Source organism: Cyclobacterium xiamenense, from assembly GCF_900109255.1.
Classification (GTDB): Bacteria; Bacteroidota; Bacteroidia; order Cytophagales; family Cyclobacteriaceae; genus Cyclobacterium; species Cyclobacterium xiamenense.
On record NZ_FNZH01000003.1, the window covers coordinates 633,089 to 651,521 of the forward strand.

At 50.1% G+C, this 18,433-nt stretch carries 10 protein-coding genes; 6 read left to right on the forward strand and 4 right to left on the reverse strand.

Translation table 11 applies throughout. The features are described 5' to 3' along the window. Nucleotides 1–173 precede the first annotated feature (173 nt). Entirely contained in the window at nucleotides 174–9,950 is a 9,777-nt protein-coding gene (locus BMW71_RS12270) for a T9SS type B sorting domain-containing protein (RefSeq protein ID WP_092174208.1), read from the forward strand. Nucleotides 9,951–10,008: 58 nt separating this feature from the next. Further along, nucleotides 10,009–11,034, forward strand: coding sequence for a PorP/SprF family type IX secretion system membrane protein (locus BMW71_RS12275; RefSeq protein WP_092174211.1), 1,026 nt, complete (start codon nucleotides 10,009–10,011; stop codon nucleotides 11,032–11,034). Nucleotides 11,035–11,040: 6 nt separating this feature from the next. Here BMW71_RS12275 and murA read toward each other — a convergent pair whose 3' ends face one another. From murA to BMW71_RS12295, 4 genes are all read right to left on the reverse strand, one after another. Continuing rightward, on the reverse strand, nucleotides 11,041–12,348 hold the full coding sequence (gene murA / locus BMW71_RS12280; RefSeq protein WP_092174214.1) for a UDP-N-acetylglucosamine 1-carboxyvinyltransferase: 1,308 nt from the start codon (nucleotides 12,346–12,348) through the stop codon (nucleotides 11,041–11,043). After that, the gene (locus BMW71_RS12285; RefSeq protein ID WP_092174217.1) at nucleotides 12,348–13,025 is read right to left on the reverse strand and encodes a DUF4290 domain-containing protein; all 678 of its coding nucleotides are present in this window, start codon (nucleotides 13,023–13,025) and stop codon (nucleotides 12,348–12,350) included. The genes murA and BMW71_RS12285 overlap by 1 nt, the downstream gene beginning before the upstream one ends. A 94-nt stretch (nucleotides 13,026–13,119) precedes the next feature. Next, a complete protein-coding gene (locus BMW71_RS12290) occupies nucleotides 13,120–15,363 on the reverse strand; it encodes an ATP-dependent helicase (RefSeq protein WP_092174220.1) in 2,244 nt (747 codons plus the stop codon). A 61-nt stretch (nucleotides 15,364–15,424) separates the two neighbouring features. After that, the gene (locus BMW71_RS12295; protein ID WP_092174223.1) at nucleotides 15,425–16,279 is read right to left on the reverse strand and encodes a lysophospholipid acyltransferase family protein; all 855 of its coding nucleotides are present in this window, start codon (nucleotides 16,277–16,279) and stop codon (nucleotides 15,425–15,427) included. 113 nt (nucleotides 16,280–16,392) lie between these two features. On the opposite strand from BMW71_RS12295, the gene BMW71_RS12300 reads away from it, so the two are divergent. Genes BMW71_RS12300 through nadD form a run of 4 tightly spaced genes read left to right on the forward strand, consistent with a single transcriptional unit; the run spans nucleotide 16,393 to nucleotide 18,433 of the window. Beyond that, on the forward strand, nucleotides 16,393–16,983 hold the full coding sequence (locus BMW71_RS12300) for a sigma-70 family RNA polymerase sigma factor (RefSeq protein ID WP_092174226.1): 591 nt from the start codon (nucleotides 16,393–16,395) through the stop codon (nucleotides 16,981–16,983). Nucleotides 16,984–17,000: 17 nt separating this feature from the next. Beyond that, a complete protein-coding gene (locus tag BMW71_RS12305) occupies nucleotides 17,001–17,282 on the forward strand; it encodes an anti-sigma factor (protein WP_092174229.1) in 282 nt (93 codons plus the stop codon). 6 nt (nucleotides 17,283–17,288) lie between these two features. Further along, entirely contained in the window at nucleotides 17,289–17,870 is a 582-nt protein-coding gene (gene gmk, locus BMW71_RS12310) for a guanylate kinase (protein ID WP_092174232.1), read from the forward strand. Further along, nucleotides 17,867–18,433: a nicotinate (nicotinamide) nucleotide adenylyltransferase gene (nadD, locus tag BMW71_RS12315; protein WP_092174235.1), complete on the forward strand. Its 567-nt coding sequence runs from the start codon at nucleotides 17,867–17,869 to the stop codon at nucleotides 18,431–18,433. The genes gmk and nadD overlap by 4 nt, the downstream gene beginning before the upstream one ends.

Below are 18,433 nucleotides of genomic sequence, written 5' to 3' on the forward strand. Positions count from 1 at the left end.
TTTTTTTCACAACTCCTTTGTTGCTATCAAATTATTCTATTTATTACTTAAAGTAATTATATTTTACAATATATGTTTTAGTATATGTAAAACGAATATTACTTATTATCAAAAAATAAAATACTTTTTAGATAAAGTAAACGACAAATTACACGGAGTAAAAGTGATGCGGGATGGTTACAGGTACCGATACGGGTTTGCTGCTCAAAAAAGCCTTGCGATTGGACTGCGGACGCCTGCCAAATGCGAGGTATTTTAATATGGTGACCCGTATCCCACATAGCGTTGTTTGGTTCTGTTTGAGCTTGTTTTGGCTTTCAGGAATCAGCGAAGCGGGAGCCGCCCCGATTATCCGGGATGTCTTCCAGTTTTCCGAATGTGAAAAAATGGCGTCTATCCGGGTACGCAACGGAGTGGCTCCCTACACCTATGTATGGAGTTACGGAGGCAACGTGATCCAGACCGATGTGGATTTAGGGGAAAGCGAGATGAGTACCATTGAGCAGGCCCAGGGAGGGGACTATACCCTGAACGTAACCGACAGTGATGGAAACACCTACACAGAAGTCATTAATTTTTCCGGAAGCACGAATTTTATACTAAACATTCTCTACGAAGAAAACCAAGAGTGCGAGGGCGAAACCTTTGGCCAGGTATATGGAACCATCGAAAATGGGATCGCGCCATTTACCGTCAATTTCTTTGACGAAAATCAGGTAGTCGTATTGACCACGGTCTTGAACGGACGAAACCTGGACCTAAACGGCGTTCCGGCCGGAGAGTACCTGGTGGAAGTGATTGACGCCTCGGGTTGCAAGGAATTGACCAACGTGACCATAGAGGAAGTAGATCCCTTGCAGATAGCACCGGCGGCGGGGACCGGCACAACGCCCGAAACCTGCGTTGCTAACGGAGGTATTCGCTTTGATGTTTCGGACTATGCAGGAGACGTTACTTTTCGGATCCGCCGAGCCAATGGAAGTTACGAAACTGCCTGGCTTACTGCCAATTCTGGTGAAATTCGGTACGATCAGCTAGTTGCGGGCGACTATGTACTTGAAATCAGGGATGATTTCCGCTTGGAAGACTGCCCGGAAGAGCTGGTTTTCACCATTGCAAACGAGCAACTTCTGGATGTTACCCTCGGCGCTTCTTCCGTCGGTTGTTTTGGTGCTTCCGATGGGGTCATCCATTTGGAAGCCGAACGCTTATTTATGGGGTTTGCCTTTCCACCCAACCAGCTTACTGTCGATATACTGGACGCGGCAAACCAGCCGGTTCGTACCAACGAAGTAGTTTCGATCGGGGCACTTACCGGAGCGGCTGATTTTTCCGGATTTTCTGCGGGAGATTATACCGTTATCGTACGGCACGGAGGCACGGATTATCCGGAATGTACGCTTACCTACGGGGTGACCATCGATGCGCCTGTGGCTCCTTTGACGGCTACTGTCAGCAGCACACCGGAAATCTGTTTTGGTGAACAAAACGGAACTGCCACCGTTAGTCGTTCCGGTGGTTGGGGCGGCTACAGTTATTCGTGGAGCGACGGACAAACGGGCCGGACAGCTACCGGCCTTGCCCCGGGGACTTACTCGGTCCGCGTTTCGGACAGCAGGGGTTGCTTTGTGGATCTGCCGGTGACCGTAGATGGCCCTTCGGAAGTGATAAGCGGAACCATCGCACTCGTTTCTGGACTGACTTGTGTGGGAGCCAACGATGGCTCCGCCAGGCTTTCTGACGTGCAGGGAGGGTGGGGAAACTACAGCATTGAATGGAGTAACGGAGAGACCGGTCCCGAAGCCACGGAGCTTCCGGCAGGCACAAATTCGGTAATGGTTCGCGACGAAGAGGGTTGTGAGCAGGTTTTTTACGTGGATGTTCCGGTGCCCGATGCGCCGGATGTCAGCTATTCGCTCACGGAACCGACCTGTTTTGGGGCGGCGGATGGAAGTATACGGGTGCAGATCCATGAGTCCTCCATTACCTTTCAGGTTACGGTCGATGGCATCACCCAAACGGGCAATGATCTGATGTTTAGTGGACTTACTGCCGATCAGTACGAAGTTCGGATCAGCTATTCGGGAGCCTGCTCGATTACCGATTTTGTCACCATCGGACAGCCGGACGCGCTGCTGATCGATGAGGATGATTTGCTGATCAGACCGGTAAGTTGTGCGGGGTTCGGTGACGGATCCATTTCCGGGCTTGCAGTAGCTGGAGGAACGGGTCCGTACCTGTACCAATGGCAACAAGAAATCAGCGGGACCTTTGAAAACCTTCCCGGAGAAAATGGACTCTCGTTGGTAAACCTTTCCGGTGGCCGGTACCGATTGCAGGTGAGCGACGCGAATGCCTGCGCTGTCTACCAGGATTACGAGGTAGACGAACCGGCGCCACTTCAAACAGGCTCGCCGGTGATTGAAGATGTTCGTTGTTTCGGAAGTAGTGATGGACGGATTTCCTTCCCTGTAAGTGGCGGGACGGCTCCTTATACTTATGCATTAAATGGGGGAACGGCTCAATCGACTTCTGGCTCTCAGATTGAAATTACGGGATTGCCAGCGGGCATGAATTATTTTATCAGCCTGACTGATGCCCGGGGCTGCGCGGTTCCAAATATAAATTTCGATATTGCTTCGCCTCCATTGATTCAAGTTTCGAACGTATCGGTACTCGCCGAAACCTGCTTTGGTCAGGGGAATGGATCCATATCGCTGGACGTCGCAGGCGGATCCGGGAGTTTTTCCTTCGAGTGGCGGCGTACCTCCAATCCATCCACCGTCATTGCCACTACCGAAGACCTGGCCAATCAGGGGCCGGGTGAGTACCAATTGAACATTACGGATCTTGCAAATCCGTCTTGCATCCTTTCAGAAATCTATACCATTCCGCCTACTCCGGCGCTACAGCTGGCTCTGGATGGGGATCCGGTGGATGTAGCCTGCTATGGGGAAAGCACCGGATCCATCGCCGTGGAGGCGCAAGGCGGTACGGGAGCCTATACCTTTTCCTGGTCGGGCCCCAATGGCTACACCTCGGATCAGCAAAACCCCGACGATCTCGCAGCAGGCTTGTACCGGGTTCGCGTAACGGATGAAAACGGCTGCTGGGAGGAGTTGGCAGATATTTTGATACGCGAACCCGCTTCCGCCTTGACGGTAAATCTTTTGACCCAAGTCGCACCATCCTGTCACGATTCCGAGGATGGGCGCATTGAAATTCAGGTAGGGGGCGGAATGCCTGGATACCTGATATCCTGGGAAAAGGAAATTTCTCCCGGGGTATTCGTTGCACATCCAGGTTCATCGCTGACCTTATCCGGTATTGGTTCGGGCACCTATCGGGCCCTGGTAAGGGATGCAAATTCCTGTGTAAGTACCCTGGAGGTTGACCTCCAGGCGCCTCCGCCTTTGAATGTGCAGTTGATCGAAAGAACAGATGTTTCCTGTTTTGGAAGAAACGATGGGCGGATTACCTTGGAAGTAACCGGCGGAACGGGCGTATATTTCTTTGATTGGGACCATGGGTTTATCAACCAAAACCCGAGCAATCTCGGTGAGGGCACCTACGGTGTGACGGTGAGAGATGCGAATGGATGCAGCTTCCGGCTAGAAAATATATCCATTACACAGCCCGATGAGTTGGCGATCGATCTGGTCCGGGTGGACGAGCCCAGTTGCGGATTGGCGGACGGTGGCATTGAGGTGGCATTAAGCGGGGGCAACCCGCTTACCTCGACCAGCCGCTGGGTGGAATTGGCCACCGAAACCGTGGTGGCAGAAAATGTCAACCAGGTAGATGGATTGTCTCCCGGGTATTATCGGGTGGAGTATGGTACCGGTGCAGGTTGTATGGTCACCCGTACGGTTCTGGTGCCAGGACCTTCCAGCCCGCTGCAATTGGTGACCAATTCCCAGAACGCTGCCTGTCCGGGTGAGAACGGGATTTTATTTTTTTCTGCTACGGGAGGGGTACCCGGATACAGTTATTTTGTACGAAACGGGGGGATTTGGGAAGTGGCGTCAAGTGCAATTCTAGCGGGATTACCGGCAGGTGACTACGAGGTGCGCGTTACCGATGCCTCGGGTTGTGAGGATGTGGAAACCATCACCATCGATGAGCCCAATCCGCCGGTAATTGATGCGGAAATCACTCGCCATGTTTCCTGTTTTGGAGCGGACGACGGGGCTATTTCTTTTGCGATTTCCGGCGGTTCCGGCGGTTATTCCCTGCAATGGTACCGAAAGACAGCCTTGGGAGGAAAAAGTCCCGTTGCTACAGCCGACTTGAATAACCTGATCGCCGGCACCTATTTTATGGAATTGGTGTATGCAGGAGGGTGTATTGTCACCTCTCCGGACTATGAAATCACCAGCCCACAACCGATTGCCCATACCGTAGACCTGGATCAACCCGAGTGTGCGGAAGACCTGGGTGTTTTTTCGATTACCTTTTCCGGAGGAAATCCGGGAAAAGAATTGACGCTTTCTGCGAACAACGGCTATTCCCAATCGTATGGGGATGAGGTTTCCGGTACCTATACCTTTGATGACCTTTCTCCCGGCACCTATACCTGGAGGTTGACCGATCCTTCCTGCCCGGTTATTGAGGGAGATTTTACGATTAACCCGGTTATTCAACCGTCGTTTTCGACCAGCTTCCAGGATATTTCCTGCTTTGGCGCGGGCGACGGCCTACTGGAAATTGAGAATCCAGAGGTTCAGGCGGGAAGAACCTTCTCGGTTTGGGTGAATGGAGTCAATCAAGGAAACCAGACCGCTTTTTTCAACTTGCTACCGGGTGGGTATCAGGTTTGGATTCAGGATAGCCGTGGCTGTCAATCCGGAGTTCAACTTATCGAGATTGCGCAGCCCGACCGACCGTTGGCCTTTGACCAGGTCGATATCTCTCCAGTGGCCTGTCATGGGGAGGCTTCCGGTTCCCTGCGTTTCGCCTTTTCGGGTGGAAGACCGGATTACCGGGCCGTATTGGTACCCGAAGCAGGTGCAGCCCAGGCATTGTCCGGCATGGCAGCAGCGACTCCCTATGAATTCACCGGTTTGTCTGCCGGCGATTATACCCTGGAGGTATGGGATCAGAACGATAATTGTGTCGTTTCCGGAACGTATACCGTGGAGGAACCCGATGCATTGACTGCGGACCTGGAAGCTGGCCAGGTGCTTTGCGAAGGGGGAACTACTTCTCTGGAGCTTACGGTAACCGGAGGTTCCCTGCCACATGAGATTACCTGGGAAGCTTTCAATTCGACCGGGAATAGCTGGGAAACGCTTCCGGCGACTGGCTACAGCCTTACCGGAATACCGGCCGGAACCTATCGGTATACGGTGACAGATGCCCTTTCCTGTTTGGAGCTTAGCGAAACCGTTGACATTGCGGATGCGGCACCAGTCAGTCTATCATTCGACGCAGGAGATATTGGATGTTATGGAGCGACCACAGTCGTAACGCTTTCCGCCAGTGCCCCCGGTAAAGATAGTTTTACGTATTTTGTTAATGGGGCGCAGATTTTTGGCGATACGTTTACGGCCCAGTCAGGCACCTACGCCGTCTATGCGCGGGATAACATCAACGGATGCCTTTCCCAGGAGCAGTTTATTACAGTGGATCAACCGATGGCACCGCTTTCGGTGGTGGACTATTCCTGGCAGGACTTGAGCTGTTTCGAAGCGGCGGACGGCAGCATGACGCTTACGCTAGCTGGAGGGACCGCCCCTTATTCCATTGAATTTAACGGAGGTACCTACACCGCCGGTGAAAATGAGACACTTCTTTTCGACGGGCTTAACGCGGACACGGCTTACTTGCCGCTGGTTAGGGATGCCAATGGCTGTACCGTGGACTTGCCTCAGCGGACACTGCAGCAGCCTTTACCGCTACAAGCATCGGCGATTGTCCCTAACATATCCTGTTTTGGAGGCCGTACATCGATTGATCTTCAGATTACCGGTGGGTCAAGGCCCTATGCCATTTCCTGGGAATTCGCAACCGATGGAACCGATTTTTCCCCCATACCGTCCTGGGAAAACGAAAACGTACTTTTAGACGTTGGTCCCGGTTATTACCGGTATTCAATCGCCGATGGCAGCTGCTCGGATTTGTCCGACTTGCTGGTAGTGGAGGCTCCCGCGCCAGTTGTCCTGGACGCTACCGTTTTCCCGGTCGCTTGTTTTGGCGGGACCGACGGCAGGGTGGAGCTTTTACCTTCGGGGGGTACCGGCTCCGGTTACCGAATATTTTTCAATGGAGCGGAAATTCAAGGGACAACGGTGGACGGGCTGCGCGCAGGTACTTACACGGCCTTTGTCATGAATGGTAGCTGTCGCTCCGAAGACATTTCCATCGAGGTAACCCAACCGGCAGCGCCCCTCAGCGGATCAGTGGATTACCCCGAAAACCTTTCCTGTGCCGGTGATACAGGAAGCGTCGCCCTGTTGGTAAGTGGTGGAACGGCCCCCTACACGGCTATTTTTGCGGGAGAGACCTATATCCTTTCCAGTTCGGGAGAACAATTGTTTCCTGAAGTGGGTGCGGGAAGCTATTCGATACAAGTTAGCGATGCAGCAGGCTGTATCTGGGAAACCAGCATTGTGATGGAAGAGCCTGATGCATTGGAAATAGTCCTTGAAAACCGGGCCAACGTGAGTTGTTTCGACGGAGAAGACGGATCCCTTACGGTTTTGGCTTCCGGGGGAACGGGAAACTTTCAGTACCTGTGGACAGATGCGGCCGGTCAGGAAATCGGTACGAGCCGGCACCTTGCCAACCTGCAGGCCGGCGTGTACGAGGTTGAAATCCGGGATGAAAACGGCTGCATGTTGGTGGAGGAATACGAGATTGAAGAACCGGATCCGGTAGGGTTTACCTTTCAAGTACAAGATGTCTCTTGTTCCGGCTCGCAAAATGGACAAATCAGTGCCGAAGGATTTGGCGGCAGTGCTGGCTATCATTTGGTGATCAATGGCATTCAATTGCCGGGAATGCTGGCCACCGGTCTTTTTGCTGGTACCTATCAGGTCATGGTCATGGACCAATTTGGTTGTGCCTCCCCTGTTCAGGAAGTTATCGTTGAAGAACCACTTCCCCTTCAGTTGGACATCGATGCGGTGGACGTGAGCTGTTATGCGGCAAACGACGGTTCCGTGGAGGTGCGCATGCAAGGGGGAACGGCTCCCTACAGGTTTCGCTGGTCGGACGGCAACAGCCTTGCCACCAGAACGGGCATGGCTCCCGGAAACTACGAAGTGATTGTTACCGATGCAAACGGCTGTACCATCCGGGATCAGGTGCTGATTCAACAGCCGGAAGCCCTGTTGGTGGCGGCATCCATTGTTCCAGTGAGTTGTCATGCCGGAAATGACGGTGAGATCCGGTTGGATATCAGCGGTGGGTCTGGGGCGTTTGACGTGATTTGGGAGGAAGCAGGCTCGGGAATTCAACGGGGAGCAGGTACGGTAGTCACCGGCCTGGAAGCGGGCAGGTACCGCGCGCGGATACAGGACGAAAATGGCTGTAGCATACAACGGGAGTACGAGGTGTTGGAGCCCAGTACTCCGTTGACGGTGGTGCCGTTGGTTACGGACATTCGCTGTTTTGGCGAGGAAACGGGCAGTATCAGTCTGGTGGTATCGGGAGGAACGGCACCCTTTGCGTTCCGCTGGTCCTCCGGAGAAAATATGAGTATGGTTTCCAACAAACCGGGAGGCACCTATCAGGTACAGGTTTCGGACGCCCGGGGCTGTATTTGGGTTGCGGATATCCTTATCGATGAACCGGAGCCCGTGTCCGTTCAGGCTTCGGTTTCCGATGTTTCCTGCTACATGGGAGTTGATGGTGCGATTGATTTGGTAATCACTGGAGGAAGTGGGGAGCCCAGGGTGCAGTGGAGCAACGGGATGACCGGTGCATCCATTGCCGGGCTGCGGGCAGGTACCTACACCGCTTTCATTCTCGATGGACAATCCTGTTTTGATAGCTATACGTTTCTGGTAAACGAGCCGGAGGAAGCCTTGCGGGTAGAGGGCATCGGATCTTTCGAATTGTGTGGGTTGAATGATGCGATGAGCCTGGAGCTTCAGGTTTCGGGAGGTACCGCACCCTACAGTTATTCCTGGTCCCACGGGGCTACGGAAAAAGACATTTTCAACCTACAGCCCGGAACCTATGAGGTGACGGTGAGCGATGCGAAAGGCTGTTCGGTGGTAGAAAGCTTTGAGGTTCCGTCTCCCACCTTACCTATGGACCTGTCCATCACGGGTAAATTGGGTATCTGCACAAATGACGAGCGGGGAGAAGCCGCAGTTACAATCAGCGGAGGAATGGCTCCCTACAGCTTTTTGTGGTCCAATGGTGCGACCACTTCTGCGGTGGAAAACCTAGGTCCAGGTAGCTATTTTGTGGATGTGACGGACGCCCGGGGTTGCACGGTCCGGGAAGGTGTGGAAATTATTCGTTCCCGTAATCTGCAGGTTGGACTGGAAGACCTTCAAAGCATCTCCTGTTTTGGAGCAAATGACGGATCCATCCGCATCCGTATCCCGGAAAACAGTGGTCCCTACCAGATAAGCTGGAGCAATGGTATTTCCGATCAATTGGCGCTATCCGGCTTGGGACCTGGGATTTACACGGCTTCCATTACCGATGAGGCCGGCTGTGTTACCTCCGTGGCCTATCAGATCAGGCAACCGGAAATTCTTGCCGTATACGAAACCATTCAGGATGTGACCTGCTTTGGAAACGAAAATGGAAGCCTCTTGTTGGAGGTGCGGGGCGGAACCGCTCCCTATTCGTACCAGTGGTCGAATGGTGCTAGCAGCAAAGACCTTCGTAATTTGGGTCCAGGTACGTATTCTGTACTGGTTACGGACCGGATGGGCTGCTCCACGGGAGCGACCTATACCGTAGCCGAACCCGAACCACTGGAAGTGGCCGTCAGCCAGACGGATACACTTGCCTGTCACGGGGATAGCAATGGGTTTATCAATTTAGCGATCACCGGAGGAGTTCAGCCTTATCAAATCACCTGGGCCGATGCTCCGGAACTGGGTACACAGAATAGAAATGGTCTGGAAGCAGGGACCTATACTATTTTGGTGAGCGATGCCAATAATTGTTCGCAGGTAACGCAGGTGGAAATAGCCGAACCCCCAGCACTCGAAGTGCAATTGTTTACCCGAATTGATGTGGACTGTGAGCAGGAATTGCTTACGGGAGAAGCCTGGATAGAGATTCGGGGAGGAAGCGGAGAGGTTTTTGATATTGCCTGGAATACCGGTGATCGCGACGTTTTGGAAACCCAATTTTTCGAAGATGGGGTAATAGGCGTACGGGTTACCGACGAAAACGGCTGTTCGGTAGAAGTATCCGAGGTAGTGACCATGCCGCTTGCTTTTTCCGAGGCCTCGTTTTTATACACGGTACTTTCTACCGGAGTGGAGGGGGAAATATTGGTCAATGACCCGGTTCAATTTAGGGATCAGACTCTGGGAAATGTCTTTACCTGGGAATGGGATTTTGGAGACGGTGCGAGAAGCAACGAGCAACATCCGATTCATGCCTACAGCCGTCCCGGTACCTATACCATCCGCCTGACCACATTTGATGTGCTGGGCTGCGTATCGGAGACCGAGCGTACCGTGGAGGTGGTTTCCTCCTATCGGATTTTGATTCCCAACGCGTTCACTCCCAATGGGGATGGATTGAACGATCGTTTTCTACCCAAATTACGGGGAATAGATGATTTTGAAATGCATGTTTTCAATAAATGGGGGGAACTGGTCTACTCTTCCTTTAGTCAGGAAGATGGGGGATGGGATGGAACACTGAACGGTAAATTGAGTCCCAATGGCAACTACGTGTACAAGATAACCTTTACTGCGGTGGATGGAGAGACCGGCTCGCGAACGGGTGTGTTTACATTGATATACTAGCGGAGGGAACGAGAGACACGAGTGATGATGCGAGAAGGATGACTTAACAAATGGAACGATGAAAAAATTACAAACCCTACTGATTTTTCTGCTGAGCTGGAATTTGGTGACGGCTCAGGACATGCAGTATTCCCAGTTTTATGCAGCGCCTTTGTACCTGAATCCGGCCTTTGCTGGTTCCACGGAATTGACGCGCATTGGTGCCAATTACCGAAACCAATGGCCTGGTCTGGACCATTCCTTTGTATCGTATTCGGCTTATATCGACCATTACATGTTTGACATCAATTCGGGAGTCGGGCTGATTGTTAATTCTACCCGAGAGAGCCAGTCGAGGCTAAGCACCAACGAAGTGGGCCTGGCCTATTCCTACAAGCTTCACCTGGGCCTGGATTCTTACCTCCGATTTGGCGGGCAAGCCAGTTTCATCACCCGTGATGCTTATTTTGGCGATTTGATTTTTGGGTCGCAGTTAGACATTGACCGGGGATACGTGGACGATTTTAGCGGGGAATTGATGGCGGCCGATTACAAACACAGTTTCGTGGATTATAATTTTGGCATGCTGTTTCACACCCAAATGATGTGGTTCGGAATTTCCGGACACCATTTATCGGAGCCGAATACCTCCTTTGTGGATGGAAACATCAGCCAATTACCCATGAAACTTTCTGCGCACGGAGGTATTAAATTTAGCCTGGGTGAGGGAATGATCAACAATTACTACAGCAACACGCGCCAGGAGCGTTCCGCATTTTTTGCGTTCAATTACAAGCACCAGGATCCCTTCAACCAATTGGATGTGGGGGCGCAGCTGTTTGTCGAACCCTTGATTCTTGGGGTTTGGTACAGGGGCTTTCCTGTCAAGTACAACCTGCCAAACAATGAATCCATTGTCGGATTACTGGGCGTGGCGCTGAGTAGTGGAATTGATATCGGATACAGCTTTGATTTTACCGCATCCAAGCTTAGTTTGGGTAGTTCTGCAGGGGCGCATGAATTTTCGATACGCTATTCATTTTTATACGGAGATCCCAAAGACCGCAACAAGAAAAGCACGATTATCCCCTGTTTCCGGTTCTAGACCCCGTCAATCAAACCGTACGATATCTGCTCCCAGCGCATTGAGTCGCTGGTCGATGTACTGATACCCCCGGTCGATTTGTTCCACATTATCGATCACGGATGTCCCGTCTGAGGACATGGCGGCGATAAGCAGCGCAACCCCTGCTCGAATATCGGGGGAAGTCATGCGGATAGCTTTGAGGGGATATTTGCGGGCAAGACCGATAACGGTGGCCCGGTGTGGGTCGCATAAAATGATCTGTGCACCCATATCGATTAATTTGTCGACAAAGAAAAGTCGGCTTTCAAACATTTTTTGATGGACGAGCACGGTGCCTTTGGCCTGAGTGGCCACCACAAGTACGATACTCAACAAGTCAGGCGTAAAGCCGGGCCAGATGGCATCGGAAACCGTCAGGATGGATCCATCGATAAACGTTTCGATTTCGTACAGCTTTTGGGAGGGGATGTAAATATCGTCTCCTTTAATTTCCAGTTTGATGCCCAGGCGTTGAAAAGTCTCGGGTATCAGCCCCAGTTTATCTACACGTGCGTTTTTGATGGTGATTTCGGATTGGGTCATGGCAGCCAGGCCAATAAACGAACCGATTTCAATCATGTCCGGCAGCAGGGTATGGCTGGTCCCCTTCAGACTTTCCACGCCCTCGATCTGCAGTAAATTGGATCCTATACCGCTGATTTTTCCGCCCATGCGGTTGATCATCAGGCACAGTTGCTGGATGTACGGTTCACAGGCAGCATTGTAAATAGTGGTTTTGCCCTGCGCCATGGATGCGGCCATGATGATGTTGGCGGTGCCGGTGACCGATGCTTCGTCCAAAAGCATGTATGCGCCCGTAAGTTTGCTTCCGTCTATCTTGTATATGCCTTTTTTCCCATCGTAATGAAATTTCGCTCCCAGTTTCTGGAAGCCGGTAAAGTGCGTATCCATTCTTCTTCTGCCAATTTTATCCCCACCGGGTTTGGCGATTCGGCCTTTACCAAATCGGGCAAGAAGGGGCCCGAGCAGCATAACAGAGCCGCGAAGACTGGAGGCTTTTTCAAGGTACTCCTCAGTATCTAGATACGCAATTTTGATGTTTCGGGCAGTAAACGAATAGCTTTCAGGGCCTTTTTTTTCCACCCGAACCCCCATGTCGGAAAGCAGCTCGATCAGTTTATTGACATCCCGAATTGCGGGGATTTTGTGGATGATTACCTCCTCCGAGGTAAGCAATACAGCACAAAGAATCTGGAGCGCTTCGTTTTTAGCACCCTGAGGAATAATCTCTCCCTTGAGTTGCGTCCCTCCTTTTACCCGGAATGAACCCATTAATTCCTTCTTTTTTTGCTATTCGAGCCGCTGTTTCTCCGCTTACCCCCGGTATAGTTTCTTCTTCCTCCGGCACTGGTAGAAGTGGGCTGTGGGGTTGCCACATTCGTTTTAAAATCCCTGCGCATGCTGGTTTCAAAAAGTCCGTTCTCCTTTACCTTTTCAAGGTCTATGTGAAGTTTTCCCTTGGATAGGGTTTTGATATCGTCAATGATGATGGCATCGTCAAAATTTTCCCGATTCCAGGTGGAATGAAAACTACGCATCAATTGGCCGATATAAATCAGGGCAGCCTCTTGTTCGTCGTCATCTTCGATCTCGATGGCTTTTTCGATAAGCTTTTCGATGTTTCTGCCGTAATGTTTGAATCGGACTTCCCCTTCTGGATAGCCGATTGGCTGGGGTTTTTTCCCCAAAAGCTCCTTTGGGGGCATGGGAAAGGGGCCGTTTACTTCCAACTCAAAGTCAGACATGATGTACATGTCGTCCCAGAGTTTCTGGTCGCTTTCGGTTTTTAATTGGGGATTGAGCTGTTTCATCAATTCCACCAGGGCAAAAGCGTATTCCGTTCGTTTTTCTTCGTCGGCAACCGTCTTGATGTAATCCACTAATTTCTGGATGTTTTTTCCGTATTCTTTCAAAATAACTTTGTTTTTAGGCTTTTCATTGTCAGTCATGATACCTGCATTTAAGTTTCCTGAACTTTTGACAATATACTAAAAAATAGGTAATGGTCAGTCTGCCATGCGCTGGGTATCGGTCTTCTCGTGTTTATTCTAGGATGCGAAGTTTTGCAAAGCTAAGTAATAATGTTTTATCTCCAAAATGCTCGAAGTGAATACGCGCTTTTCGGTTGGCACCTTCCGTCTCTATTGCGGCGACTTTTCCGAAGCCAAATTTTGGGTGTTCTACCTGCATGCCCTCCAGCAGGTTGTTGGTATTGGAGGGTTTGAAATCGGGGCTTGGCGTATGCAGCTTTGCCGTGCTCGCTCGCATGGCTGGTTTCTTCAGCCCCACGAAGCCCTGGCTACCCTCTCGGTCCCGGAAACTGCTCGAAAGATTGCTGCTGATCTTTTTGTTCACTTTTATAAAGGTCGGATCGATCTCTTCCAGAAAGCGGCTGGGTTCGCAGTTGAGCAGCCTGCCGTAGCGGTATCGGGTCAGGGCATAGCTTAAGAATAAACGGTCCATCGCCCGGGTGGTAGCCACGTAAAAAAGCCGTCTTTCTTCTTCCAGATCCTCCCGGCTTTGCATCATCATTTGGGAGGGAAAGAGGTCTTCTTCCATACCTACCACAAATACGTACTTAAATTCAAGCCCCTTGGAGGAGTGAATGGTCATCAGGGTTACCGTGTCCTGGTTTTCCTTGTTTTGGTCCTCATCGGTCAGCAGGGCAATCTCCTGCAGGAATGCCCCGAGGGATTTGTCCTCGTTTTCCGGATTGTCTACGTATTCTTTGATGGCATTCAGCAATTCCTGTACGTTTTCGTACCGATTTAGTCCTTCAATGGTTTTGTCTTCGTAGAGTTCGCGCAGCAATCCGGATTGCTTTGCAATGCTGCTAGCAGTTTCAAATGCGTCTTTTCGTTCGGCTTCAATCTTAAAACTGCGGATCATCGTGCAGAAATCCCCTACCGTATTGGCGGCTCTTCCCGTCAAAAAGCTGCTGCTATTGGAGATGACTTCCCACAGGGGAATGTCGTGTTCGTAAGCGGCGATCATCATTTTTTCCACGCTGGTGGAGCCGATCCCTCGCTTGGGGTAATTGATGATTCGTTTGAAGGCCTCCTCGTCCTCCTGGTTGACCACGTACCGGAGGTAGCCCATCAGGTCTTTGATTTCCCGTCGTTGATAGAAGGAGAGGCCCCCGACGATCCGATAGGAGATACCCAGTTTCCGAAGCGCCTCCTCCATGGAACGGGATTGAGAATTGGTTCGGTAAAGAATTGCGAAATCGCTGTTTCGCAGTTTTTTGTTGTTTTTTTCTTCGAAGATGGTGGTAGCCACCATGCGTCCTTCCTCGTTGTCGGAGGCAGCCTTCATGAGTTCGATCAAATCCCCGTTATCATTTTGGGTCCAAACGTTTTTCTGGAGTTGGGATTTGTTTTTGGCAATAATGGAGTTTGCAATCTCCACGATGTTTTTCGTCGACCGGTAATTTTGCTCCAGCTTTACAACGAAAAGATCGGGATAATCTTTTTCAAAGTTTAGGATGTTTTGAATGTCGGCACCCCGGAAGGCATAAATGCTCTGTGCATCATCCCCTACCACACAAATGTTTTGGTGGACGGCCGCCAGTTTTTTGGTGATCAGGTACTGGGAGAGGTTGGTATCTTGAAATTCGTCCACCATCACGTAGCGAAAGCGTTGCTGGTATTTATTCAGGACGTCCGGATGGTCACGGAAGAGCACATTCGTATTGAAAAGCAGATCATCAAAATCCATGGCCCCTGCGCGAAACAAACGGTTCTGGTAGTTTTTATAGATTTCTCCGACCCGTGGTTTCATGGCTGCTTCGTCGTCTGCTTTGATGAAGGGATCATTCAGGTACGTTTCCCAGGCGATGAGTCGGTTTTTTGCGCCGGAAATGCGGGACAGGACCGTATTGGCTTTGTAGACTTTGTCGTCCAGTTTCATCTCCTTCACGATGGAGCGTAACAGCGATTTGCTGTCATCGGTATCGTAGATGGTAAAGTTACTTGGGTAGCCAAGCTTTTGAGCTTCCACCCGGAGAATTTTTGCAAATACGGAGTGAAACGTGCCCATCCAGGTATTCCGTGCATCCAGGCCGATAAGTTTTTCGATCCGATGCTTCATTTCACTCGCGGCTTTGTTGGTAAAGGTCAGGGAGAGAATCTGAAAAGGATCAATCTGCCGGGCATGAATCAAGTGAGCAATTCGATAGGTCAAAACCCTGGTCTTTCCGGAGCCGGCTCCTGCAATGATCATTACCGGACCCTCCGTTCGTTCTACTGCTTCTCGTTGCGGGGGGTTGAGGCTTGCGAGGTAATCCATAAGGGTAGTTCTATTTTCTTTTTACTATAGCCGCTTCAAAGTTACCATTTCTTTTTCTATGTTACACGTTTGCATTTGCTTGCTTTTTCCATCGATTGTGGGACCAGAGGTACAGTGCCGGTTGCTCGCGAATATTCTCCTCCAGTACGGAAACGAATGCATCGGTGATGGAATGTGGCTGTTGATCGGTGTAGGGAGGAGCAGTGAGCAGCCGGTAGTCAAATTCGTAATATCCTCGCCGGGGCTTGCTGGTATGGGCATAAATTACCGTCAGGTTGAATTTTTTTGCCAGTTTTTCAGCACCCTCAAAAAAAGTAGTATCGCGATGCATAAACGATCGTCGGTAACGAATATCGGCACGTGAGGGTCGTTGGTCAGCAGCAAGGACGATCAGTCGGGGTTCGGTCCGCTTTTTTAGGAATACCCGTTGAAACAATTTACGTTCAGTCAGTGCCGCGCCCATTCTCCCCCGGATTTTTTGCATCAGGTTTTCAAAAAACGGCTGGTTTACCCGGGTGTAGACGGTTTCGCATTTTTCCTGCACCTTGGAAGAAACCGAAAGCAGGTGCCCTTCCCAGTTGAAAAAATGCCCGCACATCCCGATGATGATTTCTCCATCGGCCACTTTGTCAAAGATGAGCGCGGGATTTTTGGAAAGAAATCGCCGGGTTAATTCCTTTTTGCCGATGGTAAGAAGTTTGATGGTTTCTGCCAGGGAATCGGTAAAATTCCGGTAAAAAGCTCGTTCGATGGCTCGCCGTTCGCGGTCGGTTTTTTCCGGAAAAGCATGAATCAGGTTCTCCCGTACAACTTTTTTTCTGTACCCGAGCAAGTAGTAGGCCAACAGGTAGAGCAGATCTGAAAAAATAAACAAGACCGGAAGCGGCAATCTGGAGAACAGGCGAATCAGGAGCATGCAGAATGAGTGCGGTGTTTAGCTAGGTAACGAAAGATCAAAATAATGAAATAATGATGACTTTCTTGGTTTAAATTAGTTATAAATAAAGTCAATTTGTAATTTTATGCCCTATGTCCGAAGTGCAGCGAAAAAAATATTCCGATAAAGAAAAAAATAGCATCTTTGATCATGAGTTCATGCCTCACATTGATTCCATGTACAATTTTGCCTATCGATTGACTTTTGATGAGGACGATGCGAAAGATCTGGTACAGGACACCTACCTGAAGGCCTATCGGTTTATCAATTCTTTTGAAAAAGGCACCAATGCGAAGGCCTGGCTTTTTCGGATTTTAAAAAACAGTTTTATCAACGAATACCGGAAGAAGAGCAAGCAACCTTCGAAGGTAGATTATCAGGAAGTTGAAACTTATTATAACTCCGATAGTGTTGACTATACGATGACCTCAGATTTGAGGGTGGACGCAGTCAAAGACATGTTGGGAGACGAGATCTCCAATGCGCTCAATAGCCTTGCCGTGGATTTCAGAACGGTTATTATCCTTTGTGACCTTGAAGGATTTACCTACGAAGAAATGGCTAAAATACTGGATATCCCCATTGGTACGGTCCGATCCAGACTTCACCGAGCCAGGAACCTATTGAAGGACAAACTTCGATCCTACGCTGAAAACATGGGCTACGATACGGAGGAAGAATAATCGAAAAATAAGTTGAAATGGACAAAAACCGAAACAAATCCAGCGAATCCGGTAAACGAAAATTGAACTGTAGTGACGAGAGCAAGTGCTTTGAGCTATTGGAAAGCATTCTGGATGGGGAAGAAACGTCAAGTTCAAAGGAGATTTTAGATGAAAAACTAGCCAAGTGCCAACCCTGTTTTGAGCATTACCACCTGGAAAAGGTGATCCGGGAAATTTTAAAAAATAAATGCACCAAACAGATGGTGCCTGCCGAGTTAGCCGATAGCATTCGACAAAAAATCCAAGAGATCAAATAACTTTTTATGGCTCAGGGAAAAGCAATTATTTTTTCAGCCCCCTCCGGTTCAGGAAAAACCACCATCGTAAAGCACCTCTTGCAGCATGTCCCCCAATTGGGTTTTTCCATATCTGCCTGTACCCGGGACAAACGAGGAAGGGACGAAGTCAACGGAAAGGATTATTATTTCCTCTCGCCCGAGGAATTTCGGGAGAAGATCAACCAGGATGCCTTTATCGAATGGGAAGAAGTATACGAGGGTAACTTTTACGGAACCCTGAAAGAGGAAATTCAGCGCATTTGGGATCAGGGAAAACACGTGATTTTTGATGTGGATGTTAAGGGTGGGCTGAATCTAAAAAATTATTTTGGGGAAAACGGGTTGGCAATCTTTGTAAAGGTACCGACCATGCAGGATCTCGCCGAACGGCTTCGGGGCCGGGGGACGGAATCGGAGGAAAGTCTTTCCCGAAGAATTTACAAAGCCAAATTTGAAATGGGTTTCGAAGACCGGTTTGATGTGACGCTGATCAACAAGGACCTGGAGGTTTCCTTTCGGGAGGCAGAAAAGCTTGTTAGGGACTTTATAGGAGAAAAGACGGTTTGAAAATAGGATTATTTTTCGGCTCTTTTAACCCTATCCACGTGGGCCACTTGATCATTGCGGATATCTTGCAGGACCAAACCGATCTGGAGGAAGTTTGGTTTGTGGTCTCCCCACAAAACCCCCACAAATCCAACCGTTCCCTACTACACGAATTTGACCGGTTACGGATGGTAGAATTGGCCACCGCCGATCATTTTGGATTCAAGGTGCTGGACGTGGAATTTCACATGCCCAGACCAAGTTATACCATTGATACCCTGACGTACCTTTCGGAAAAATACCCCCGGCACGATTTTTCCCTCATTGTCGGAGGGGATAATATGACGCACTTTCACCGATGGAAAAACAGCGAACAAATTCTGCATCACTACGGGCTGTATGTGTATCCCCGACCGGGCAAAAATAAGATCATCGAGCACGAGGCGGTGCGCTACGTGGAGGCCCCTTTGCTGGATATATCGGCTACCTTTATCCGAAAAACCCTACAAAAAGGAGGTTCTGTGAGGTACCTGCTACACCCCCACGTCTTGGATTATATCAGGGACAAGAAATTCTTCACCTAA